Origin of the sequence: Bacillus sp. AK25 (assembly GCF_048270685.1) — a bacterium.
Classification (GTDB): Bacteria; Bacillota; Bacilli; order Bacillales; family Bacillaceae; genus Bacillus; species Bacillus altitudinis.
In genome coordinates, this window is the sequence record NZ_JBLUWC010000001.1 from 1,831,036 (window position 1) to 1,852,953 (window position 21,918).

At 42.3% G+C, this 21,918-nt stretch carries 14 protein-coding genes; 6 read left to right on the top strand and 8 right to left on the bottom strand.

The features are described from left to right. Positions 1–4,572 (bottom strand): glutamate synthase large subunit, encoded by a 4,572-nt coding sequence (gene gltB, locus ACNO7B_RS09375; RefSeq protein ID WP_138825896.1) that lies wholly within the window; start codon positions 4,570–4,572, stop codon positions 1–3. A 153-nt stretch (positions 4,573–4,725) separates the two neighbouring features. Between gltB and ACNO7B_RS09380 the strand changes: the two genes are divergently transcribed. The 3 genes from ACNO7B_RS09380 (at position 4,726) to ACNO7B_RS09390 (ending at position 9,282) form a co-directional block, all read left to right on the top strand. Then, on the top strand, positions 4,726–5,628 hold the full coding sequence (locus ACNO7B_RS09380; RefSeq protein ID WP_024718330.1) for a LysR family transcriptional regulator: 903 nt from the start codon (positions 4,726–4,728) through the stop codon (positions 5,626–5,628). A 94-nt stretch (positions 5,629–5,722) separates the two neighbouring features. Continuing rightward, a complete protein-coding gene (locus tag ACNO7B_RS09385) occupies positions 5,723–7,456 on the top strand; it encodes an ABC transporter ATP-binding protein (protein ID WP_417901447.1) in 1,734 nt (577 codons plus the stop codon). Then, positions 7,453–9,282: an ABC transporter ATP-binding protein gene (locus tag ACNO7B_RS09390; RefSeq protein ID WP_017367415.1), complete on the top strand. Its 1,830-nt coding sequence runs from the start codon at positions 7,453–7,455 to the stop codon at positions 9,280–9,282. Before ACNO7B_RS09385 ends, ACNO7B_RS09390 begins: the two co-directional genes overlap by 4 nt. 59 nt (positions 9,283–9,341) lie before the next feature. Here the strand turns inward: ACNO7B_RS09390 and ACNO7B_RS09395 are convergent, their stop codons facing one another. After that, on the bottom strand, positions 9,342–10,163 hold the full coding sequence (locus tag ACNO7B_RS09395) for a MerR family transcriptional regulator (RefSeq protein ID WP_417901448.1): 822 nt from the start codon (positions 10,161–10,163) through the stop codon (positions 9,342–9,344). Between the two features lie 88 nt (positions 10,164–10,251). Here ACNO7B_RS09395 and ACNO7B_RS09400 point away from each other — a divergent pair, with 88 nt between their 5' ends. After that, positions 10,252–10,821: a GNAT family N-acetyltransferase gene (locus ACNO7B_RS09400; RefSeq protein ID WP_058336761.1), complete on the top strand. Its 570-nt coding sequence runs from the start codon at positions 10,252–10,254 to the stop codon at positions 10,819–10,821. Positions 10,822–10,999: 178 nt separating this feature from the next. Here the strand turns inward: ACNO7B_RS09400 and ACNO7B_RS09405 are convergent, their stop codons facing one another. From ACNO7B_RS09405 to proC, 3 genes are read right to left on the bottom strand one after another with little or no spacing between them, the layout of a single operon-like run. Next, positions 11,000–12,268, bottom strand: coding sequence for a glutamate-5-semialdehyde dehydrogenase (locus tag ACNO7B_RS09405; protein WP_008346570.1), 1,269 nt, complete (start codon positions 12,266–12,268; stop codon positions 11,000–11,002). 18 nt (positions 12,269–12,286) lie between these two features. Then, entirely contained in the window at positions 12,287–13,405 is a 1,119-nt protein-coding gene (gene proB, locus ACNO7B_RS09410) for a glutamate 5-kinase (RefSeq protein ID WP_008346569.1), read from the bottom strand. A 27-nt stretch (positions 13,406–13,432) separates the two neighbouring features. Next, positions 13,433–14,230 carry a pyrroline-5-carboxylate reductase gene (proC, locus tag ACNO7B_RS09415; protein ID WP_175580616.1) on the bottom strand — a complete coding sequence of 266 codons (798 nt, stop codon included), beginning with the start codon at positions 14,228–14,230 and terminating at the stop codon, positions 13,433–13,435. Positions 14,231–14,700: 470 nt separating this feature from the next. On the opposite strand from proC, the gene ACNO7B_RS09420 reads away from it, so the two are divergent. Continuing rightward, complete coding sequence (locus ACNO7B_RS09420; protein WP_041507098.1) at positions 14,701–15,897, top strand: cytochrome P450; 1,197 nt, start codon at positions 14,701–14,703, stop codon at positions 15,895–15,897. Positions 15,898–16,015: 118 nt separating this feature from the next. Further along, positions 16,016–18,055, top strand: coding sequence for a molybdopterin oxidoreductase family protein (locus tag ACNO7B_RS09425; RefSeq protein ID WP_417901449.1), 2,040 nt, complete (start codon positions 16,016–16,018; stop codon positions 18,053–18,055). A gap of 46 nt (positions 18,056–18,101) precedes the next feature. Here ACNO7B_RS09425 and ACNO7B_RS09430 read toward each other — a convergent pair whose 3' ends face one another. The 3 genes from ACNO7B_RS09430 to xylA form a co-directional block, all read right to left on the bottom strand. Continuing rightward, positions 18,102–18,788: a glycoside hydrolase family 11 protein gene (locus ACNO7B_RS09430; RefSeq protein WP_007500674.1), complete on the bottom strand. Its 687-nt coding sequence runs from the start codon at positions 18,786–18,788 to the stop codon at positions 18,102–18,104. Between the two features lie 94 nt (positions 18,789–18,882). Continuing rightward, positions 18,883–20,376 carry a xylulokinase gene (gene xylB, locus ACNO7B_RS09435; protein ID WP_417901450.1) on the bottom strand — a complete coding sequence of 498 codons (1,494 nt, stop codon included), beginning with the start codon at positions 20,374–20,376 and terminating at the stop codon, positions 18,883–18,885. 33 nt (positions 20,377–20,409) lie between these two features. Then, positions 20,410–21,747 (bottom strand): xylose isomerase, encoded by a 1,338-nt coding sequence (gene xylA / locus ACNO7B_RS09440; protein ID WP_417901451.1) that lies wholly within the window; start codon positions 21,745–21,747, stop codon positions 20,410–20,412. Positions 21,748–21,918: the final 171 nt, after the last annotated feature.

Here is a 21,918-nt window from a genome sequence, read left to right on the forward strand (position 1 = left end):
TTAATGAGCGACGGCTGCTTTTTGCCCGTTTGCCGTTTCTTTATTTTTCGGTTTTGTGTTTGCTTCAAATGCGAACATAACAGCTTCCTCGTGGCTGAGGCCTGCTTGTTTTTGTTCCTCAATGCTTTGAAGCATCATTTTGTAATTTCTCGGAATGATCTTAATGAATTGATTCTTTTCTTGTGCCCAGTTCTCTAGAAGCGCTGCTGCTTTTGAGCTGTTTGTATAATCAAGGTGTTCCTGAATCATTTGCTTCACTTCTTGTTCTTCTTCGTGATCTGTGAGTTTTTCAAACATGATCATTTCCATGTTACACATTCTTTTGAACTGTTTTGCATCGGATGTATGCACATAAGCGATACCGCCAGACATCCCTGCGCCAAAGTTCTTCCCAACGTCACCTAAAATGACAACACGTCCGCCAGTCATGTATTCACAGCCGTGATCACCGATTCCTTCAACGACCACATTGACACCTGAATTACGAACGGCAAATCGTTCACCTGCACGACCGTTAATATACGCTTTTCCGCTTGTCGCGCCGTAAAATGCAACGTTACCGACAATCACGTTCTCATGTCCATTTTGTACAAAGTGATCAGATGTTTTGACAGCAATTTTGCCTCCAGAGAGTCCTTTGCCGATATAGTCATTTGAGTCACCTGTTAAATATAAAGACATCCCCTTTGGAACAAATGCGCCGAAGCTTTGTCCAGCTGAACCAGTGAACCGAAGTGTGATCGTATCCTCTGGCAGACCTTCTTCTCCGTAGCGCTTAGACACTTCACTGCCCGTAATCGTTCCAGCTACACGGTGAATGTTGCGAATGTTTAGTGACAGATCAACCGGTGTTTGATGATCGAGCGCTTCCTGTACATAAGGGAGAATCTCATTCATATCCAGTGATTCATCAATTTTATGATTTTGCGGCGTTCTGAATGTGCGTGGTCCCTCTGGCTGATATAGCAGGGTTTCAAGGTTCAGCTGTCCTGCTTTCCAGTGTGCTTTTGCTCTTTCACTTACTGATAAGACATCCGTACGCCCAATCAATTCATCCATTGATGTAAAGCCAAGTTCAGCTAAAATTTCTCTTACTTCCTCTGCAATAAACATCATGAAGTTGACAATGTGATCAGGGTCACCCATGAATTTTTTGCGAAGTTCTGGGTTTTGAGTAGCGACTCCGACTGGGCAAGTATCTAAATGACATGCTCTCATCATGACGCATCCTAATACGACAAGTGGAGCTGTCGCAAAGCCGTATTCTTCTGCTCCTAAAATCGCAGCCATGACAACGTCGCGTCCTGTCATTAATTTGCCATCCGTTTCAAGAACGACTCGCTCTCGAAGGCCGTTTAAGACAAGGGTTTGATGCGCTTCTGCCAATCCAAGCTCCCAAGGAAGTCCTGTATGTTTAATACTTGTTTTCGGAGAAGCTCCAGTACCGCCATCATATCCACTAATTACGATGACATCAGCTGTCCCTTTTGCAACACCTGCTGCAATCGTTCCAACGCCAGCTTTAGAAACTAGCTTGACACTGATGCGTGCGTCACGGTTTGCGTTTTTCAAATCATGGATCAATTGAGCCAAATCCTCGATTGAATAAATATCATGGTGAGGCGGTGGTGAGATTAGGCCAACACCTGGCGTAGAACCACGTACGTCTGCGACCCAAGGATATACTTTATTCCCTGGCAGTTGTCCGCCTTCTCCAGGCTTTGCACCTTGCGCCATTTTAATTTGCAGTTCATCTGCATTGACTAAATAATGACTTTTCACACCAAAGCGGCCAGAAGCAATCTGTTTAATTGCACTTCTGCGATCATCCCCGTGCTCATCTACTGTGAAGCGTGCAGGGTCTTCCCCGCCTTCTCCGCTGTTGCTTTTGCCGCCAATTCGGTTCATCGCAATCGCTAGTGCTTCATGCGCTTCTTTACTTAATGAACCAAATGACATCGCACCTGTCTTAAAGCGGCGTACAATGGATTCAGCAGATTCAACTTCTTCCAGACGAACTGGCTTTTGTTTTGAACGAAAAGCAAATAGATTTCTAAGGAAACCAATTCGTTCTTCATCCGCTGCCTTCGTATATTGCTTAAATAAATCATAATCTTCGTTGCGGCATGCCCACTGAAGAGTATGAATGGTTTTTGGGTTAAAGGCATGATGCTCTCCATTTTTTCTCCACTGGAATTCACTGCCTGATTCTAGCGTTTGATCAGTTGATGCCTGATACCCAGCCTCATGACGAAGCTTTGCTTCACTTGCAATGGTGTCAAGATCAATACCGCCTAACTGCGAAGCTGTTCCTGTGAAATACGCCTGGATGACATCTTCACTAATGCCGACTGCTTCAAAAATTTGTGCGCCTCGATAGCTTTGGACAGTGGAAATTCCCACTTTAGACATTACTTTAACGACGCCCTCAGTCACACTTTTCCCAAACTTTGTGACAGCCTCATCAAAGCTAATCGCAATCGCTTCTTCAGCAATAAGCTGTTTGTATGTTTCGTAAACGAGGTACGGATGGATCGCATCTGCGCCGTAGCCAATCAGTGCGGCAAAATGATGAACCTCTCTTACTTCTCCAGATTCGACGATTAAGCTCACCTTTGTTCGTAAGCCTTGACGCACAAGATGCTGATGAAGTGCACTCAATGCAAGAAGTGGTGGAATCGGCACTTTTTCTTCCGTCATATCACGATCGGAAAGAATTAATAAAGATACCCCTTCACGAATGGCTTTTTCTGCCTCTTCAAACATCGCATCAAGACCACGTTTTAGGTCATCAGTGAAAAGTGTATGAATCGTTTTGCTTTTAAAGGCATTATGAACAATCGTTTTCAAGCCGTTAAACTGCCCGCTTGTTAAAACGGGTGTATAAAGTTTAATTCTTCGGCATGAATATTCATTTGGATGTAAAATATCTCCCTCAGCACCTAACCAAGTCATGGTCGATGTGACAAGCTGTTCACGAATGGCATCAATCGGCGGATTCGTGACTTGAGCAAACAGCTGTTTGAAATAAGAAAACAGCGACTGCGCACGATCTGATAACACAGCAAGCGGTGTATCACTTCCCATCGAGCCTATTGGGTCCTTGCCTTCTTCTAGTAAAGGAATTAAATACTTTTGAATGTCTTCGTACGTATAATGGAAAGCACGCTGACGCGTTAACAAATCACTCATTATACTAGAATTTTCTGAATTTTCTTCAGAGCGATTGACGTGAACCATTTCTTCATCGAGCCATTTTTGATAAGGAAGTTCATTCGCAATCGAAGATTTCACTTCTTCATCCGAAATAATGCGTCCTTCTTCTAAATCGATTAACAGCATTTTACCTGGTTCAAGACGGTCTTTATACTTCACATCTTCTTCATTTGTGTCGATGACGCCGACCTCAGATGAGAAAATGATGTGATCGTCATTTGTCACGTAGTATCTCGCAGGTCTTAATCCGTTCCGATCTAAGATGGCGCCGATTTGTTTACCATCCGTAAACGAAATCGCTGTCGGGCCATCCCACGGCTCCATTAACGAACTATGATATTCATAAAATGCCCGTTTCTCTTTAGACATGTGCGTATTCTCCGTCCAAGGCTCAGGAATCAGCATCATCGCTGTATGAGCAGGAGTACGCCCTGCAAGCACGAAAAATTCAAAGGCATTGTCTAAAATGGATGAATCACTTCCGTCTGCATTCAGCACTGGCAAAATCTTGTCTAGATCTTCTCCGAAGGCTTCAGACACGAATTGTTGTTCTCTTGCTCTCATCCAATTGATGTTTCCTCTTAATGTGTTGATTTCTCCGTTATGAATCAAGTAACGGTTTGGATGCGCTCGTTCCCATGTCGGGAATGTATTTGTACTAAATCTTGAGTGAACGAGTGAAAATGCAGAAACAAATGTTTCATCCTGTAGATCAAGATAAAAAGCATCAACTTGATCTGATGTTAAAAGCCCCTTATATACAATGGTTTGACTAGACAGACTGACAAAGTAAAATTGTTTTTCCTCTGCTGTTCCCCAGTTTTCAGCCTGCTTACGGATGACATATAATTTTCGTTCAAATGACAAACGGTCTGTTACGTTGTCGTTTGCTCCGATGAACACTTGCCGGACAACCGGACAGCTCTTCGCTGCAACCGTTCCAATTTTCCCAGCATCAACAGGGACCGTTCTCCAGCCAATTAATGTTTGCCCTTCTTGTTTAATGAAGCCGTTGATCTTTTGTTCGATCGCTTGACGCGTTTTGGCATCATCATCTTTTGAAAAGAACACCATTCCTACCCCGTAACGGCCCTTTTCAGGAAGTGCAAAGTCTTGACAGTTCTTTCTAAAAAAAGCGTCTGGCAGTTGTACCATTAAACCGGCACCATCACCTGTATACGGATCACTGCCTTGCCCGCCGCGGTGATCAAGCTGGCACAGCATTTGTAATCCCTTTTTGACGATGCTATGTGTCGCCTCCCCTTTTAAATGGGCGTACAGTCCGATTCCACATGCATCATGTTCAAATTCAGGACGGTAGAGACCTTGTGGTTGTGGTAGTTGATTATAAGTCATCGTTTCTCTCCCCCGTTTAAAAGATCCGTTTTTTCACAGTAATAAAATCTCACAAACTCTGTAACTTATTTTAAGTTTTCAAATTAATATAAACAATATATAATTTAGATCAAAACAATCTCTTTTTGAGATAGATGGGTGTGAAGTGCAAAAATGGAGCTTCGTCAATTACGTTATTTTGTAGAAGTTGCTGACCGTGAACACGTGTCAGAAGCGGCTGAAAACTTACACGTTGCCCAATCTGCCATCAGCCGGCAGATTGCCAATTTAGAAGAAGAACTTGGAGTGGCTTTATTCGAACGAGAAGGACGAAATATCAAATTAACGAAAATCGGCAGACAATTTTTGGACCATGTCAGAACCGCCCTAAAAGCGATAGATTACGCCAAAGAACAAATTGATGAATACTTAGACCCCCACAAAGGGACAGTGAACATTGGATTTCCTACAAGTCTAGCAAGCCAAGTGCTCCCTTCTGTCATTTCCGCATTTAAGCTGGAATATCCAGAGGTCGATTTTTTACTTCGTCAAGGTTCCTATAAGTTTCTGATTGAAGCTGTCAAAAATCGAGACATTGATCTTGCCTTTTTAGGACCCGTCCCGACAAACGATCCTCAAATAGAAGGAAATATCTTGTTTTCCGAAAGCATTTATGCCCTTTTGCCTATTAGTCACCCCTTTAGCGGGCAAAGAAGTATTCATTTAAGTGATTTGAGAAAAGACCATTTCGTTTTATTTCCTGAAGGGTATGTGCTGAGACAAATTGCGGTTGATGCCTGTAAGCAGGCTGGCTATGAGCCTACTATCTCATCTGAAGGAGAAGATTTGGATGCCATTAAAGGTCTTGTGTCAGCGGGTATGGGCGTTACCTTATTACCCGAAAGTGCTTTTTATGAAACAACACCGCGATTTACAGTGAAAATTCCCATTGATTTCCCTCAAGTGAGAAGAACGGTCGGAATTATTGCGTCTAAATCAAGAGAGATGTCTCCTTCTGCCCATGATTTTTATATGTTTGTAAAGGACTTCTTTTCAAAAATTGAACAATATAAATAATTCATTAAAACAAGACATTTCATTTGTAGAAATAATCCCTCTTTGTATATGATGAGTTACAGAACAACAGACTATATGGAAGAAAGGTAATCGTATGAAATCAATTTTATCGTTTTTAAAGCCCTATCGGCTATCCGTTGTGTTCATTGTGATTCTCACCTTTTTGAGCAGTATGCTCCAGCTGTATTTACCGACGCTTACAGCAGATATTGTTGATGTCGGGATCGTCCAAGGAGATGTCGCTTATATATGGAAGGTTGGGGGCTGGATGGTGGCTTGTTCTTTACTTGCCATCTTGCTCACGATTTGGAAGTCCTACTTGTCATCTAAGACAGCTCTAGGCTTCGGGCGTGATATGAGAAGACAGCTATTTGTGCATGTCGAACAATTCTCATTAGAAGAATTTCAAAAAATCGGGACATCTTCCTTTATTACAAGATCCACAAATGATGTGAAACAAGTTCAAGATGTCACGATCATGATCTTACAAATGATGACACGGGCGCCGCTTATGCTCGTTGGTGGAATTATTTTGGCTGTATCTAGAGATGCTGTGTTATCTCTCATCTTTTTAGCAGCTCTCCCCCTTCTTGGCGGGTTCATTTATTTGGTGTCAAGAAAAGCGATCCCCCTCTTTGGACAGCTTCAGAAAAAAACGGACCGGCTGAACTTGATTATGAGAGAGTCGCTTTCAGGCATTCGGGTCATTCGTGCGTTTAACCGAGTAGATGACGAAAAGGAACGTTTTCAAGAAGCCAATACATCGTATAAGGATACTGGCCTTAAGGTCAATCGATTAATGGCGTACTTGTTTCCTTTTATGCTCATCATCATGAACTTCACGAATATCGGCATTGTCTGGATTGGCGCTAATCGGATTGATGCCGGACAGATGGAAGTCGGGAATCTGATCGCCTTCATTCAATATGCGATGATGATTTTAATGGCACTCATTATGCTTTCTATGAGTTTTATTATGGTGCCTAGAGCTCAGGCATCAGCTAAACGGATGAATGAAGTGTTGAATTTAGAACCAAAAATTAAAGACAAAAAAGAGGCTGTCACTAAACTTGATCAGCCAGCCCAGTCCATTCGCTTTGAGAATGTGTCATTTTATTATTCAAATGCTGAAAAACCAGCTGTTCAAGACATGACGTTTGAAGCCAAAAAAGGTGAAACGACGGCGATCATCGGCAGTACAGGTTCCGGGAAAACGACCCTTCTTCAGCTGATGACACGTTTTTATGAAGCAACAGAAGGAAGAATTACATTAGATGGTGTCGATATTAGAGAATTGCCTCAAGAGAAACTGAGAAGTCAGATGGGTTATGTTTCTCAAAAAGCCATTTTATTTAGCGGAACCATTGCTGATAATGTGCGCTTTGGCAAACGCGATGCAACAGATGACGAGATTTGGCAGGCACTGCGGACGGCACAGGCCGAAGAATTTGTTTTGCAAAAAGATGGCGGAATTCACGCAGAGATAGACCAAGGGGGTTCGAATCTCTCTGGCGGTCAAAAACAACGTCTTTCGATCGCAAGAGCACTCGTAAGAAAACCCGCATTCTACCTGTTTGACGATAGCTTCTCTGCCCTTGATTACAAAACGGATGCAAAACTTCGGTCAGCGCTAGAAGCTGAAAAAGAGCATGCTGCTTTGATTATTGTGGCCCAAAGAATCAGCACAGTGAAGCATAGCGATAAAATCATTGTGTTAGATGATGGAAAAATAGCAGGTATCGGTACACATGAACAGTTACTGAAAGATAACCTTGTCTATCAAGAGATCGTCGCATCACAGGAAGGTCAGGAGGTGGAGCAAGGATGAGTAAAAAAATGTCTTCTGGAATGGGACATAAAGGCGGTCACCCAAGGGGCCCAGTACAAAAACCGAAGGAATTTAAAAAAACACTTCTTCGTTTAACGGGCTATTTAAAACCGAGGAAATTTCAGCTGATCATTGTCCTGATTGCAGCGATCGGTTCAACCGTTTTTAATGTCGTCAGTCCAAAATTACTTGGGGATGCCACCTCTTCCCTATTTGAAAGTTTTACACAAGGAACTGGCGTTCAATTCGATGTCATTTCACGCATTTTATTGCTGCTTGTTCTATTATATGTCGTAGCATCTCTCTTCTCATTCGTGCAGCAATATGTGATGGCGGGTGTCTCGCAGCAGACCATTGCTGAATTAAGGCAAGAAGCAAATGACAAGCTCACACGTCTCCCCCTTCGTTATTTTGATAAAACAACACACGGAGACACGCTGAGCCGGGTGATGAACGACATTGATAATATTAATACTTCTTTACAGCAGGCACTCACGCAAGTGATCACATCTGTCATTACAGTCATTGGAATTGTCGTCATGATGCTTTTCATCAGTCCGCTACTGACGCTGCTTGTTTGTTTGACGCTGCCTCTTAGTTTGTTTGCGATTCGAGGCATTACATCATTTTCGCAAAAGCATTTTAAAGCACAGCAAAAAGAACTAGGGATGATCAATGGACATATTAATGAAATGTTCACAGGACATCAGACGGTTCGTGCGTATGGCTATGAAAAGAAAGCCATTGATACATTTGATCAATTAAACGAACAACTATATGAATCTTCAAGAAAAGCACAATTTATCTCCGGCTTAATGATGCCGATGATGACCTTTATTGGGAATCTTGGCTATGTGGCGGTAAGTGTTGCTGGCGGAATTCTTGTCATTAATGGGAATATTCGTGTTGGGGATGTGCAAGCATTTATCCAATACACACAACAAATGTCGCAGCCACTTGTGCAAGCATCCAGTGTTGCAAACTTAGTTCAATCTGCTATCGCTTCTGCTGAACGGGTGTTTGAAATTCTGGATGAAGAAGAAGAACATGCGCAAGAAGATGCAGCGATTGATCTTAAATCCCTTTCCGGAGATGTGGCCTTTGAGCACGTTCACTTCGGTTATGAGAAAGATCAACCCATTATTAAAGATTTGAATTTACAAGTCCGAGAAGGACAAACGGTGGCCATTGTTGGGCCAACAGGCGCTGGAAAAACAACGATTATTAATCTGTTAATGCGCTTTTACGAGCTAGATCAAGGCTCCATTCGCATTGGCGGCGTAAAAACAACCGACCTCAGCCGAGAGCAAGTGCGTGACTTATTTGCGATGGTTCTTCAGGATACATGGCTCTTTGAAGGCACAATTTATGACAACATCGCATATGGCAGACCAAATGTTTCAAAAGAGGATGTGTTGAAGGCCGCTAAACATGCCTATGCAGACGATTTCATCCGCACCCTTCCAGATGGATATGACACACTCTTAACAGAAGATGCCGGCAACCTCTCACAAGGTCAGCGTCAACTGTTAACCATCGCCCGTGCCATCTTATCTGATCCGAAGATATTAATCTTAGATGAAGCAACAAGCAGTGTCGATACACGGACAGAGATGCATATTCAAAAAGCGATGAATCAATTAATGAACGGCAGAACAAGCTTCGTCATTGCACATCGACTTTCAACGATTAAAGATGCCGATCTCATTTTAGTCATGAAAGATGGCACGATCATTGAAAAAGGAACTCATCGTGAGCTTTTGAAAGAAAAAGGCTTTTATGCCGACCTCTATATGAGTCAATTTGCCGAAAACCAAGTCGGTTAAACAGCACCAAAAAGGATAGACAGCATGTGAAAATGCCTGTCTATCCTTTTTGTGATGCCTTAAGCTTCCCGTTTTCTGACTTTCACACTAAGTTTCGTCATGTAATCCGCTTCATTTTTAGACATCAGAGAATGAAGTAAATACTCCTCAAAGACATCACCATCCAGTATCATATCCTCTGCTTCGATTCGATCTAATAAACGTGAATAGGCAGTCTCCATCTCTTCATATGTTCCTTGTTGATACATGACTGCATATAGACCCGCTGGCTTTTTGACTGCATCCGGCCCTTCCATTCGGCAAAACAGCCTATCAGATTGATGATAATGACGCTGCAAAAACTGCTCCTTGTTTAAAACAGAACCATTTGCCGCGGCACCTTTAATACCAATCCCTTTCAGAAATTCTCCTACAATTCGAGAAATTTCTTCTATAGGTGTGTTTGAATCAATCGGGTTTGATGTACTAAGGACGATCGGTTCTTCTGGCAGTTCTTGAAACAAGACCTCCCCTGTTTTCACTGATGATAATTCATTCGTTGTCTCGATCACACGAAAAAGAAAAGATTGAATATCCTGTAGTTTTTGGATCTCCTTCCCGACCTTTTCTGCTTGCTCAACCGCAAGACTTTGCAATTTATCCTGAGAAGGCTCAGTAAAGTATTGTTTTAATTGTTTGATCGGAAATTGAACAGCACGAAGAGATTGAATGGCCATGAAATGATCAAACTGTTCAAATGTATAATAACGGTACCCATTTTCCTGAACACCTGCCGGCTTAAACAAATCGATCTTATCATAATAGAGCAGTGTATCTTTTTTCACTTCAAATAATGCCGCAAATTCTCCAGTTAAAAATGTTTTTTGAACATCGCTCATCATTTTTAGGGCTCCTTTCTTGACTATGGAGTTACTCCATCCTTTATGATAACATGCAGAAACACCACATATGTGGAGAAAGGATTTACACATGAACAAAATCGCACAAGATCAAGTCACATTATCACTTGCAAATCAAGAAGACTTCCCTTTGATGAAAAAAGAACTGCAAGATGCTTTCACAGCTGGGATCATTGATGCATTTGGCGATGCAGAAGGTGGACCAATTCCTCCTGATGAGTCGATTGATGAATCTTTTTATTCGACTGAGAACCTTGTCTATCATATTTTACTAAACGGTCAAAAGGCAGGAGGGGTTGTTTTAAAAATCAACCCTCTCACACACCGCAATTCGGTGGACCTGTTATATATCTCTTCATCATCTCACAGCCGAGGCATTGGTCAGGCAGCATGGAAAGCCATTGAGGCGCAATATCCAGAAACGAAGGTGTGGGAAGTTGTCACTCCTTATTTTGAAAAGCGCAACATTCATTTTTATGTGAACAAATGCGGGTTTCAGATTGTTGAGTTTTATCACTTGCACCATCCAGATCCGAGCTTGCCTCATGAGAACGATCAAGAAAATGACCCTTTAGCGCCTGAGACATTTGAATTTTTCAAATTTGAGAAAGTCATGAAAAAAGACCGTTCAAGTTCATAAAAAAACTAGATTGTTGACAAAGGGCTAAAATGGACTTTATTTTAGCCCTTTGTCTTCTTTTTCAAGAGTTGTCAGTGCTTCAGCATCGTTTCCATGTCGTTCCCTTTTTTCTCTCTTTTTTATCATACACTAAAGAACACTACCTCAAGTTAGAAAGGTAGTGTTCGTTACATTCATTCTAGCTTCTAATCTGACCATCACCAGACAGAAGCAGCTTTGTTGTTGTCAGTGCAGGAAGTCCCATTGGCCCTCTTGCGTGCAGCTTTTGAGTAGAAATGCCAATTTCAGCGCCATATCCTAGTGCACCGCCATCTGTAAAACGTGTAGATGCGTTATGATAAACAGCGGCCGCATCGACTTCGTTTAGAAAGATTTGTGCGTTTTTTTCATCCTCTGTTACGATGGCTTCTGAATGTTTCGTTCCGTACTGATCAATGTGGTGAATGGCGTCCTCAATTGAGTCAACGACTTTCACCGCAAGATCAAGACTTAAATACTCATCTGTCCAATCCACTTCCTCCGCAGGAACCGCTTCGGAAAAGAAAGATTGAGCGTCTTGATCTCCATGCACAGTGACATGGTGCTGAAGGAGTGCTTCATTCAATGTTGCACCATTTTCTTTCAGCCAATCGCGATGAACGATTAGAGTCTCAAGCGCATTACAAACGGCCGGACGATTTGTTTTCGCATTGATGACAATCTGAATGGCTTTTTCTACATTCGCTGTTTGATCAATAAAGATATGGCAGTTCCCTGTCCCTGTTTCAAGAACTGGAATGGTCGATTCTTCTACAACTGTTTTGATTAAAGAAGCTCCGCCTCTCGGAATTAAAACATCAATCCACTCTTTTAGATGAAACATCGCTTGAACCGATGAACGGTCTGTTTGTTCAATAAACTGTACCGCATCACGAGGGATCTTTGTTTGATCCAATGCCTCATGAATGACGCGGACGATGGCTTTGTTGGAAGAAATAGCGGAGGAACCGCCTTTTAAAATCACTGAGTTGCCTGCCTTGAGGGCAAGCCCTGCTGCATCGACAGTGACATTCGGTCTCGCTTCATAGATCATCCCGATCACGCCGAGCGGTACTCTTCGGCTTTTCACATGTAAGCCGTTTTCAAGAGTCCATTCATCCAATATTTCTCCAACAGGATCTGTTAATCTCGTCACAAGCCGCAAACTTTCCGCAAACTCATGAATTCTCTCTTCATTTAACATTAATCGATCCATTAATGCTTCAGAGAAGCCCTTTTCTTTTCCTGCCTCTAAATCCTTTTGATTTTCCTGTAAAATAAAATTACTTTGCTGTTCGAGTGTTTCTGCTATTTTCAGCAACGCCTCATTTTTTTCCTCTGTTTGAAGTAAACCTAGTTTTTTTGATACGTGCTTTGCTTTTTTCGCTTTTTCTTTGACCGATGTGACAACTTCAGCTGTCAGTGTCATGAAATTCCTCCCTTATGATTAGCAAACTGGTATTGATAAATCTAAATGACAAACAAATGCTTCAAGATCTACGACATGCACCACTTCATCCTGTAGCAAGTCACCGTTCAGTGCGAGTTCGTCGGACGCATAATTGACAATGCCAAGCCCTATTTCTCTTTCATCTTGATCTAAAATACGGACAACATCGCCTTTTTTAAACGAACCCTTTACATCGACTATGCCGTCAGAATCCAGACTTTTCTCACGATGCATGAGAAGCTCCTGTGTTTTCTCTTGAACAACGATTTCTCCTTTTGGGCCAGAATGAAAAGCAATCCACTGTTTTTTATAATTCAGCGGCGCTAAATTTTCGTCAGCTGTAAAATAAGTGCCGTCCTCTGTCCCATTAATGGCTTTGTCTAAAATGTGAGGCGTATCGGCTTTTCCCAAAAAGCCATTGATGCCTGAGGCCATTGAAATTTTAAAGGCGTCGAGTTTTGATTTCATTCCGCCTGTGCCCACGCTGCTTCCCGCATCTCCAGCGGCTGCTTCGATGTCTTCTGTGATTTCTGTGACTTCGAGAATTCTCTTCGCATTCGGATTTGTATGAGGGTTATCTTCATACAAGCCGTCAATATCAGATAAAATAGCGAGGAAATCCGCATCAATCAGTCCAGCTACTTTTGCAGACAATGTATCATTATCTCCAAACTTCAACCGATTGATCGTCACTGTATCATTTTCATTAATAATCGGGATGATCCCTCGATCTAATAACACATTCATTGTATTTCGCACATTTTGATAGCGCGTTTCATCTGAAAAATCGCTTCTTGTAATTAATAGCTGTGAAGCAATATAACCGTGCGATAAAAATAAAGTAGAATATGACTCCATTAAAAGCCCTTGCCCTATTGAGGCAGACGCCTGTTTTTCTGGCAGTGTTTTCGGTCTATCAATAAATCCTAATTTTCGGTAACCAGCTGCAACCGCACCAGATGAGACCAAAATGACTTCGTGTCCTTCATCTTTGAGTTTTACAATTTGATTGACGAGGTTTTCTAGTTTTTTTAAACTAATCTCACCTTGAAAGCTAGTAAGAGAGCTGCTTCCGATTTTCACAACAATTCGTTTTCTCTCTTTATCTGCGTACACCTTATCACTCCTGTATTGAGGCTCTATTTATATCGTTACTTTTTGTTTTTGCTGTTCACTTATTTCTTTTGATCGATTGGCAGCATGTTTGACGGCCTGTTTGATGGCTTCTCCTCCGCCAAAATCATCTAATGCATCTAGTCCTGCAGCAGTTGTTCCATTAGGTGACGTAATTTTTTCTCTGAGGACAGAAGGATTTTCAGCTGTTTCTTGCAGCATCTTCGCTGCACCGAGAAGTGTCTGTGTACCGATTTGACGGGACATTTCTTTTGATAAGCCAGCTTCTTCTCCAGCCTCTTCGATTCTTTCCATTAAGAAATAAAAATAAGCTGGACCGCTTCCGGCAATTCCTGTGAAAATATCCATTTGCTCTTCCTGAATGGTATACACTTCTCCCATTTCAGATAAAAGAGCGCGACTCATGCTTACATGTTCATTTTTCACATAACGTCCAGCAGATAAAGCGGTCGCCGACGCCCCAATTGTACTTGACGTATTTGGCATTACTCGCATAACAGGCTGCCCTTCATGCAGCATGTCTTCAATATACGATGATTTCACACCTGCAAGTACAGACAGGATGAGCTGATCTTTCTGAATATGAGGTTTTAATGATTCAAGTGCTGTTTCAGCATCCTTTGGCTTCATTGCCAGGATCAACATATCCATCTCTTCAAAAGGAAATGAATCCATTGTGGCTGTTTGGATTCCGTAGCGTTTCGTTAGTTCGTTTAATCGCTGCTTATTTTGCTTGTTTGTTGCGTAAATGTGGCTGAGCGGCATCTGACCTGATCGCACAATACCTGCAATCATTCCTTCCGCCATAGAACCTGCTCCAATGAAAGCAACTTTCTTTTGATCAATGATATTGATCCTCTCCCTTGTTCGCTTTTTGTTCGTGTTTTTCGCACGTTAGTTATCGTAACATGATGAGAAATCGTGTCAAGAAAGAGCCAGCGCTTTTCAAAAGTCCCGAATACCAGCTGAACAGCTTGCGGTATATATGTTAGCCGTGTTTTTTCAAATCATCAATTTAGATCAAAAGAACTATACAGATTTGAATCATAGTACCCTTTCGTTCGACTGAATTCACCATTTTATTTTTGGTTTCGGTGACTTCAATTCTAGTTTTTAGAAAGCGCTATCATTTTTGATGACTTTCTATTTTCCTATAGGACGAATGTGTTTGAATCTTTCGATTAGACTATTGACATATTTTAGAAAACATGTCCGTTGAAATGCGTTTTTCGTGGTGATACCGTGAAAGGGAATCAAGAGAAAAAGGAGCGTTCATAATGAAAGTAAAAGAAAATTACGTCAATGTCATCCCAATGAAAGAAATCCGATCTACTGATGACCTTCTTTTCCCATTCCCTATCTACAATGAATTACGATCGCAGGGTGATATTCGATACGATGAAACGAGAAAGTGCTGGGATCTCTTTCGATATGCTGATATTCAGTCCGTTCTGAAGCAGCCAAAAGTATTTTCATCACAGCGAGGAAGAAGTACATCTAAAACGAGTATTTTAACAATGGACCCTCCAAAACATACCAAAATGAGAGCACTCGTCAATAAAGCCTTCACGCCAAAAGCGATCAAACAAATAGAAGAAAAGATCAAAGACTTGACCCATGATCTATTACATCAAGTAAAGGATCAACGGACCTTCGATATTGTCCAAGATCTTGCCGCTCCCCTACCTGTCATGATCATCGCCGAGCTTCTCGGGGCAGAAGTGAAAGACAGAGAGCTGATCAAAAAACATTCAGATGCTCTAGTTGCAGGAGCCAAAGATGATTCAAAAGAAGCTGTTCAAGCCGTTGTCGACATGCAAAAACAAGCAGAAAAAGAGCTGTCAGCGTACTTTGCTCATTTGATCCAAAAACGAAAAGAAACGCCAGCCGATGATTTAATCTCCCTTCTCATCCAAGCGGAAATTGACGGTGAGCGTTTATCAGAAAATGAACTGCTTGGCTTTTGTATACTCTTACTCGTTGCTGGTAATGAAACAACAACGAATTTAATCACAAATGCCGTACGACTTTTAACAGAGCAGCCGCATATCGCCGAATCAGTGCGGCAAGACCTGTCTCTCATTCCTCAATTGACAGAAGAAACGCTACGCTATTATCCGCCTGTTCAAGCGATTGGGCGAGTTGCAGCAGAGGATGTTCAGATTGCCGGTTCTCACATTGAAAAAGGAGACTATCTTATCAGCTGGGTGGCATCTGCGAATCGTGATGAACGGAAGTTTGACGATCCAGATACGTTTCGTCTTGACAGAAAATCAAATCCGCATTTGAGCTTTGGCTTCGGCATCCATTTTTGTCTTGGTGCCCCTCTCGCCCGGCTTGAGGCTCATCTAGCACTTGAGATTTTACTCCGTACGTTTCGAGAAATCACCTGTGCGGCAGATCAGCTGAAACCGATTCAAAGCACGTTTGTGTTTGGGGTCAAAGAATTCCCTGTACAGGTCACCCGTTTTTAAAAGTCCCTTTCATTAGGGGCTTTTTTTCATATGCTTATCCTTACCTTCCTCGTCTGAACATGCTAAAATAAAGTCCATATGTACAGTGATCACGGAATTCGGAAAGGAAGCTAAACGTATGACCGATTACACAGCAATGAAAGACGGAATATTCAAATCAGTTTGTTCGTTAGATTGCCCTGATCAGTGCGGTCTTTTAATCCATAAAGTGAACGGAAAGATCGTTAAAGTTCAAGGAGACCCAGATCATCCAGTCACTCAAGGAAACATTTGCAATAAAGTGCGGAATGTCACAGCTCGTTTATACGATGAAAAACGTCTGACAACACCATTAAAACGTGTAGGTCAAAAAGGTGACCGGCAGTTTGCACCAATTACGTGGGAAGAAGCGATTGAAACCATTCGTCAAAAATGGACAAAGCTGATCGAAGAAAAAGGACCAGAAAGCATTTTGCCTTACAGCTTCTATGGGAATATGGGAAATCTCAATGCAGAAGGAATGGACCGCCGCTTTTTCTATCGACTTGGCTCAAGTCAGCTAGACCGAACCATTTGTCAGTCAGCCGGAACAACTGGCTATAAATATACAATGGGCGCAAGCATCGGGACAGACCCAGAAGAAACCATTCATACGAAACTATTTATCTTTTGGGGCATCAATGCAGTTTCAACCAATATGCATCAAATCACGTTGGCACAAAAAGCTCGAAAGCAAGGAGCCAAAATTGTCGTCATTGATGTGCACAAAAACCAAACGGGCCGGATGGCAGATTGGTTCATTCCGCTTCGCCCTGGCACTGACAGTGCGCTAGCTCTTGGGATCATGCATGTCCTTTTTAAAGAAGACCGCACAGATGCGTCATTTTTAGAGACTTACACGGTCGGTCACAATGAACTTCGCGAGCATGTGAAGCAGTACGATCCAGAAACAGTCGAACAGATCACGGGTGTCCCAAAAGAAGACATCATCACACTTGCGAGAATGTACGCAGAGACATCGCCGTCTCTCATTCGTATTGGCAATGGGCTACAGCATCACGATAATGGCGGTATGAGTATTCGAACCATCTCCTGCCTCCCTGCCCTCACCGGTCAATGGCTGCATAAAGGCGGCGGTGCGATGAAATCGAACTCTTCTTTTCTTAGTTATAATGAAATCGCTCTTCAGCGGCCGGAATTATTAAAGGAACGCGAACCTAGAACATTTAATATGAATCAGCTGGGCAGCGTGCTAACGAACGCAGAACCTTCTATTGATTCTCTTTTTGTCTACTCTTGCAACCCGGCTGTTGTGACACCTGAAGCAAATAAAGTAAGAGACGGTTTGATGCGGGAAGACTTATTTACGGTAGTCCATGACTTGTTCATGACAGAGACAGCCACTTATGCGGATATTGTTCTGCCAGCGACCTCTGCCTTTGAAAACGAGGATTTTTATACTTCTTACTGGCATCATTACATTCAAATTCAAGAACCTGTTATAGAACGTTATGGAGAAAGCAAATCAAACACAGAAGTGTTTCGTCTTTTGGCTCATGCGATGGGCTTTGAAGATGAAGCCTTTAAAGACACAGATGCGGAACTAATGGAACAAGCTCTTCATCATCCTGAAAATCCGCACTATGAAAACATTTCATATCAAGCGTTAAAAGAGAAAAAGTGGATCAAAGCAAAACGAGGGCCTTTCGAAGATTTAAAGCTCCCTACCCCAAGCGGGAAAATTGAGCTTTACTCTGAACAAATGAAAAAAGATGGATATCCAGCCCTTCCAACCTATGTACCTTTATTCAAGGAAAGTGATTATCCACTGACGTTTATACCGGGACCAAACCATAATTTTCTTAATTCCACCTTCTCTCTTCATGAGAAGCATCAAAAGCTAGAGAAATTTCCGAAGCTTCATATGAATGAACAAGATGCAAAAGAAAGACAGATTGAAGATGGGGACATGGTTCGTGTGCTGAATGATCGAGGAGAATGCGAGCTGATCGTGTCAGTCGGACAAAATGTGTTATCTGGTGTTGTTGTCAGCCAGGGATTATGGGCAGACCAAAAAGGCAAAAAACATTTGGTGAATGGCCTCACACCTGATCGTTTGGCAGATATGGGCGGTGGTGCGACGTTCTTTTCCGGCAGAGTCGAAGTTGAAAAATTATGATAGAAAGAGCCAGGAGTTTTGCTCCCGGCTCTTTTCTTTGACTTTTTTAGTTGCCAATAAACAGCTGATTGGTCATCACATTTGCACTTCCGCTGCTTTGGTAGCCTTCTACAGTAAATGCCGTTTCATACATCTTCCCCATTGGCATCCCTAAACTTTCCCATTTTCTAAAATGCGCACTGACGGAGACCGTTCCGCTTGTACGTTTCGTTTGACGTACACTCCAATATTGCTTGAAGGTTGCGATCCCGATAATGGAAGGCTGATTGACACGGGTTGTTTCATAAATGTCATATGTGCCTCCATCAGCATAAAATGATCCTTTATACGCTCCTGTTGGACGATATGTGCCCCATGAATCAACAATGTAGTATTCTGCTAATGGAGATTGTGTCCAGCCATAGACACATAGATAGGAATTCCCGCCTGGGTTAAAACTTGCGTTGTAATTGATGGAGATGTTGCCAAGCTGATGGTGAGTTCTAGTGGAATCAAACTTTTTCCCTTTTCTAAATAAAGCATTTCCGATATTGTTCCAGCCTGCACTAAATGCCCCGCCGTTATTGAGTGTCATCGAGGTGTTTCCATAATCCTTCCATAATTCATAATCGTACCCGCTATGGTTACCCATTTCATTATTCGTAATGGTTCTCGCATGGGCTGGTACAGCCGTCAGTATAAGCGTCAGTCCAATACACATCACAAACAACAGTCTTAATTTTCTCAAATTCATCGTCCATTCCTCTCCTTTTTCATCCTTTTAATTCTGTCATCTCTAAGATGAAACGAATTCATCACCCCCTTTCATGCACCCACTCACTACTAGATTATCGATACTGTGCTAGACCCGCATGAATGTCTCTTGTGTGTGTATAAATGCTTTGATACAAACGAAAGAGATGATCATATACATCGACATGCTGTTGATTTGGTGTAAATACGGCCGCTTGATGGATAAACTGATCCGCGCACGCCTCAAGTGACTCGTACCAGCCGCATCCAACTGCTGCAAGCATCGCTGCACCTAATGCGGGCCCTTGCTCATTTTCAAGCTGAATCACTTCAGCTTGAAAAATGTCTGCCTGCATTTGAAGCCATGTATGACTTCTCGCACCTCCACCAATGGACACAATAGCATCTATTCTTTTTCCGGCCTGCCTGAATAAAGCGATCGATTCATTTAATGAAAAAGTGATTCCTTCGAGCACCGCTCTAACCATATGCGCTTTTTTATGCCGGCTGTCTAATCCAATGAAGCTTCCACGAATGACTGAATCTGCATGAGGCGTTCTTTCCCCAACTAAATATGGCGTAAATAGCAATCCATTTGCGCCAGGCGCTATATCTTTTGCTCCGGCTAAAAGGACTTTAAACGACTCATTTGGAGCAAGTAAAGATTTAATCCAATCGAGGCTATAACCTGCTGACAAAGTGACTCCCATTGTATAAAAAGCGTCTTTTTTTGCATGATGGAATAAATGCAAGTTTCCATTCAGCTCTCTGTTATAATTTTCTTCATAGGAAAGAATGACACCTGATGTGCCAATGCTGCATAATGTGTGACCTGATGATAAAATGCCGGCGCCAATGGCACCGCAAGCATTATCCGCTCCACCCGCAAAAACCTTCACATCTTCTGTCATCCCGGTTGCCTTTGCGATCTGTGGCAAGAGTGTTCCAACCTCCGCCTCCGACGAAACGAGCGGCGGGCAAATACGAAGCGGAATATCAAAGGTTTTGCAAATCTCCTCACTCCATGTTTGTTCTCCCATATCCAACAGTAACGTACCAGCCGCATCAGAATAGTCCATATGAATAGCGCCGGTTAATCGATATCTGACATAATCTTTTGGAAGTAAAAACAAATGGATTCGTTGATCAATTTCTGGTTGATGTTCCTTTACCCATAACAACTTTGGCAGTGTAAACCCTTCTAACGCCTGATTTTTTGTGATCGCTTGCAGCCTGCCTCCTAGCTTTTCTGTCATGAGCACGCATTGCGGTGTTGTTCTTGTGTCATTCCACAAGATGGCAGGCCTGAGCACCTGAAGGGATTCATCCAATAAAACAAGTCCGTGCATTTGTCCAGAAAAACTGATGCCTTCTACTTGCCTTGACTGAACAGGCTTTCTCTCCATAAGTTCTGTCATTGCGGCAATCGTCTGCTCTACCCAGTCTTCAGGATTTTGCTCACAATAACCTGGTTTGATTTGAATGAGGCGGTAAGATTTAGTCGTCTCGCAGCATACCTTCCCGCTCTCATCTACTAATATCGCTTTAACTCCGCTCGTTCCAAGATCAATTCCCATCACATACTTCATGTGTTCACTCCTTCAAAACATCCGCCCGCTCCATTAATCTTCTAACAAATATTGATTTAATCTGGCTTTCAGCTGTTCCTCTCTGCCAGATTCGTTTCTGATGAGCGGATGTTTCAGTGCATATTCTTCTAATGTATGAAAGTTTGCCTTTCCTTCTGAAATCTCCCGTCCAATTCCTTCAGAAAAACTGCGGTACCGGTGCTTGATCACATCTTCAAACACACGGTCTTCTATGAGTCTATGAGCCACCCGCAGCCCTTTTGAGAATGCATCCATCCCCGCAATATGGGCATACAGAAGATCTTCCAGTTCAAAGGAGGCTCTTCTGACTTTTGCATCAAAATTGAGACCGCCTGTTCCAAGTCCGCCATTTTGCAAAATTTCATACATGGCGAGTGTTGTGGCATATAAATCCGTTGGGAATTCATCTGTGTCCCATCCTAGAAGGGAGTTTCCTTGGTTGGCATCAACGGAACCGAGCAGTCCATGAATTCTTGCTACACGCAGCTCATGCTCAAACGTATGACCCGCTAATGTCGCATGATTGGCCTCGATATTTAATTTAAAGTGTGTATCCAATCCATATTGTTTTAAAAAGGCGATCGATGTCGCTGCATCCGTATCATATTGATGAGTTGTCGGTTCCTTTGGCTTTGGCTCAATTAAAAATTGACCTGTAAATCCAATTTCTTTTGCATAATCGACCGCCATATGCAAAAAGGTCGCCAAATGGTCAAGCTCTCTTTTCATATCTGTATTCAGCAGTGTGTCGTAACCTTCTCGTCCTCCCCAGAAAACATAATTTTCTGCGCCGAGTTCCTTTGCTGTTTCGATGCCCTTTTTCACTTGTGCAGCTGCATAGGCAAATACATCTGCATGACAGGATGTCGCTGCACCGTGAACAAATCTTGGATGCTTAAACATATTAGCCGTGTTCCATAGAAGCCGAACCCCGCTTTGCTGCATGTAGCCTTTCATTCTTTCTACGATGACGTCTAGCTGCTGATTGGTCTCTTGAAGCGTGTCGCCCTCTGGTGCAATATCACGGTCATGGAATGAAAAATACGGAACATCCAATAGATCAAAGAGCTGAAAAGCCACTTCCAATCTAGCTTTCGCCAAATCCATTCCACTATAAGAATCCCAGGCCCTTTTCATCGTGCCAGTTCCAAACATGTCTGTTCCATCAGCAGTCAGTGTATGCCAATAAGCGACGGAAAATCGCAGGTGGTCTTTCATTGTCTTTCCGCCAATCTTTTCGCTCGGATTATAATATTTAAATGCGAATGGGTTCTTTGAATGTTTTCCTTCATATTGAATGTTGCCGATCCCTTGTAAACTACTTAACGAAGTCATATTTGATTTGACCATAAGTGATTCCCCCTATATATTCACTTAGTAAGTTGATTCAACAAACAAATGAACGAGTTGACCAACTAATCTCTTTGAATTTTCCATATTTTTTAGTTTTTTAGAAATATTTTCGTTATAATAAAGTGAAAAGCATGTTTTATAGAGAATGAACTCGACAAAAAATGGCTT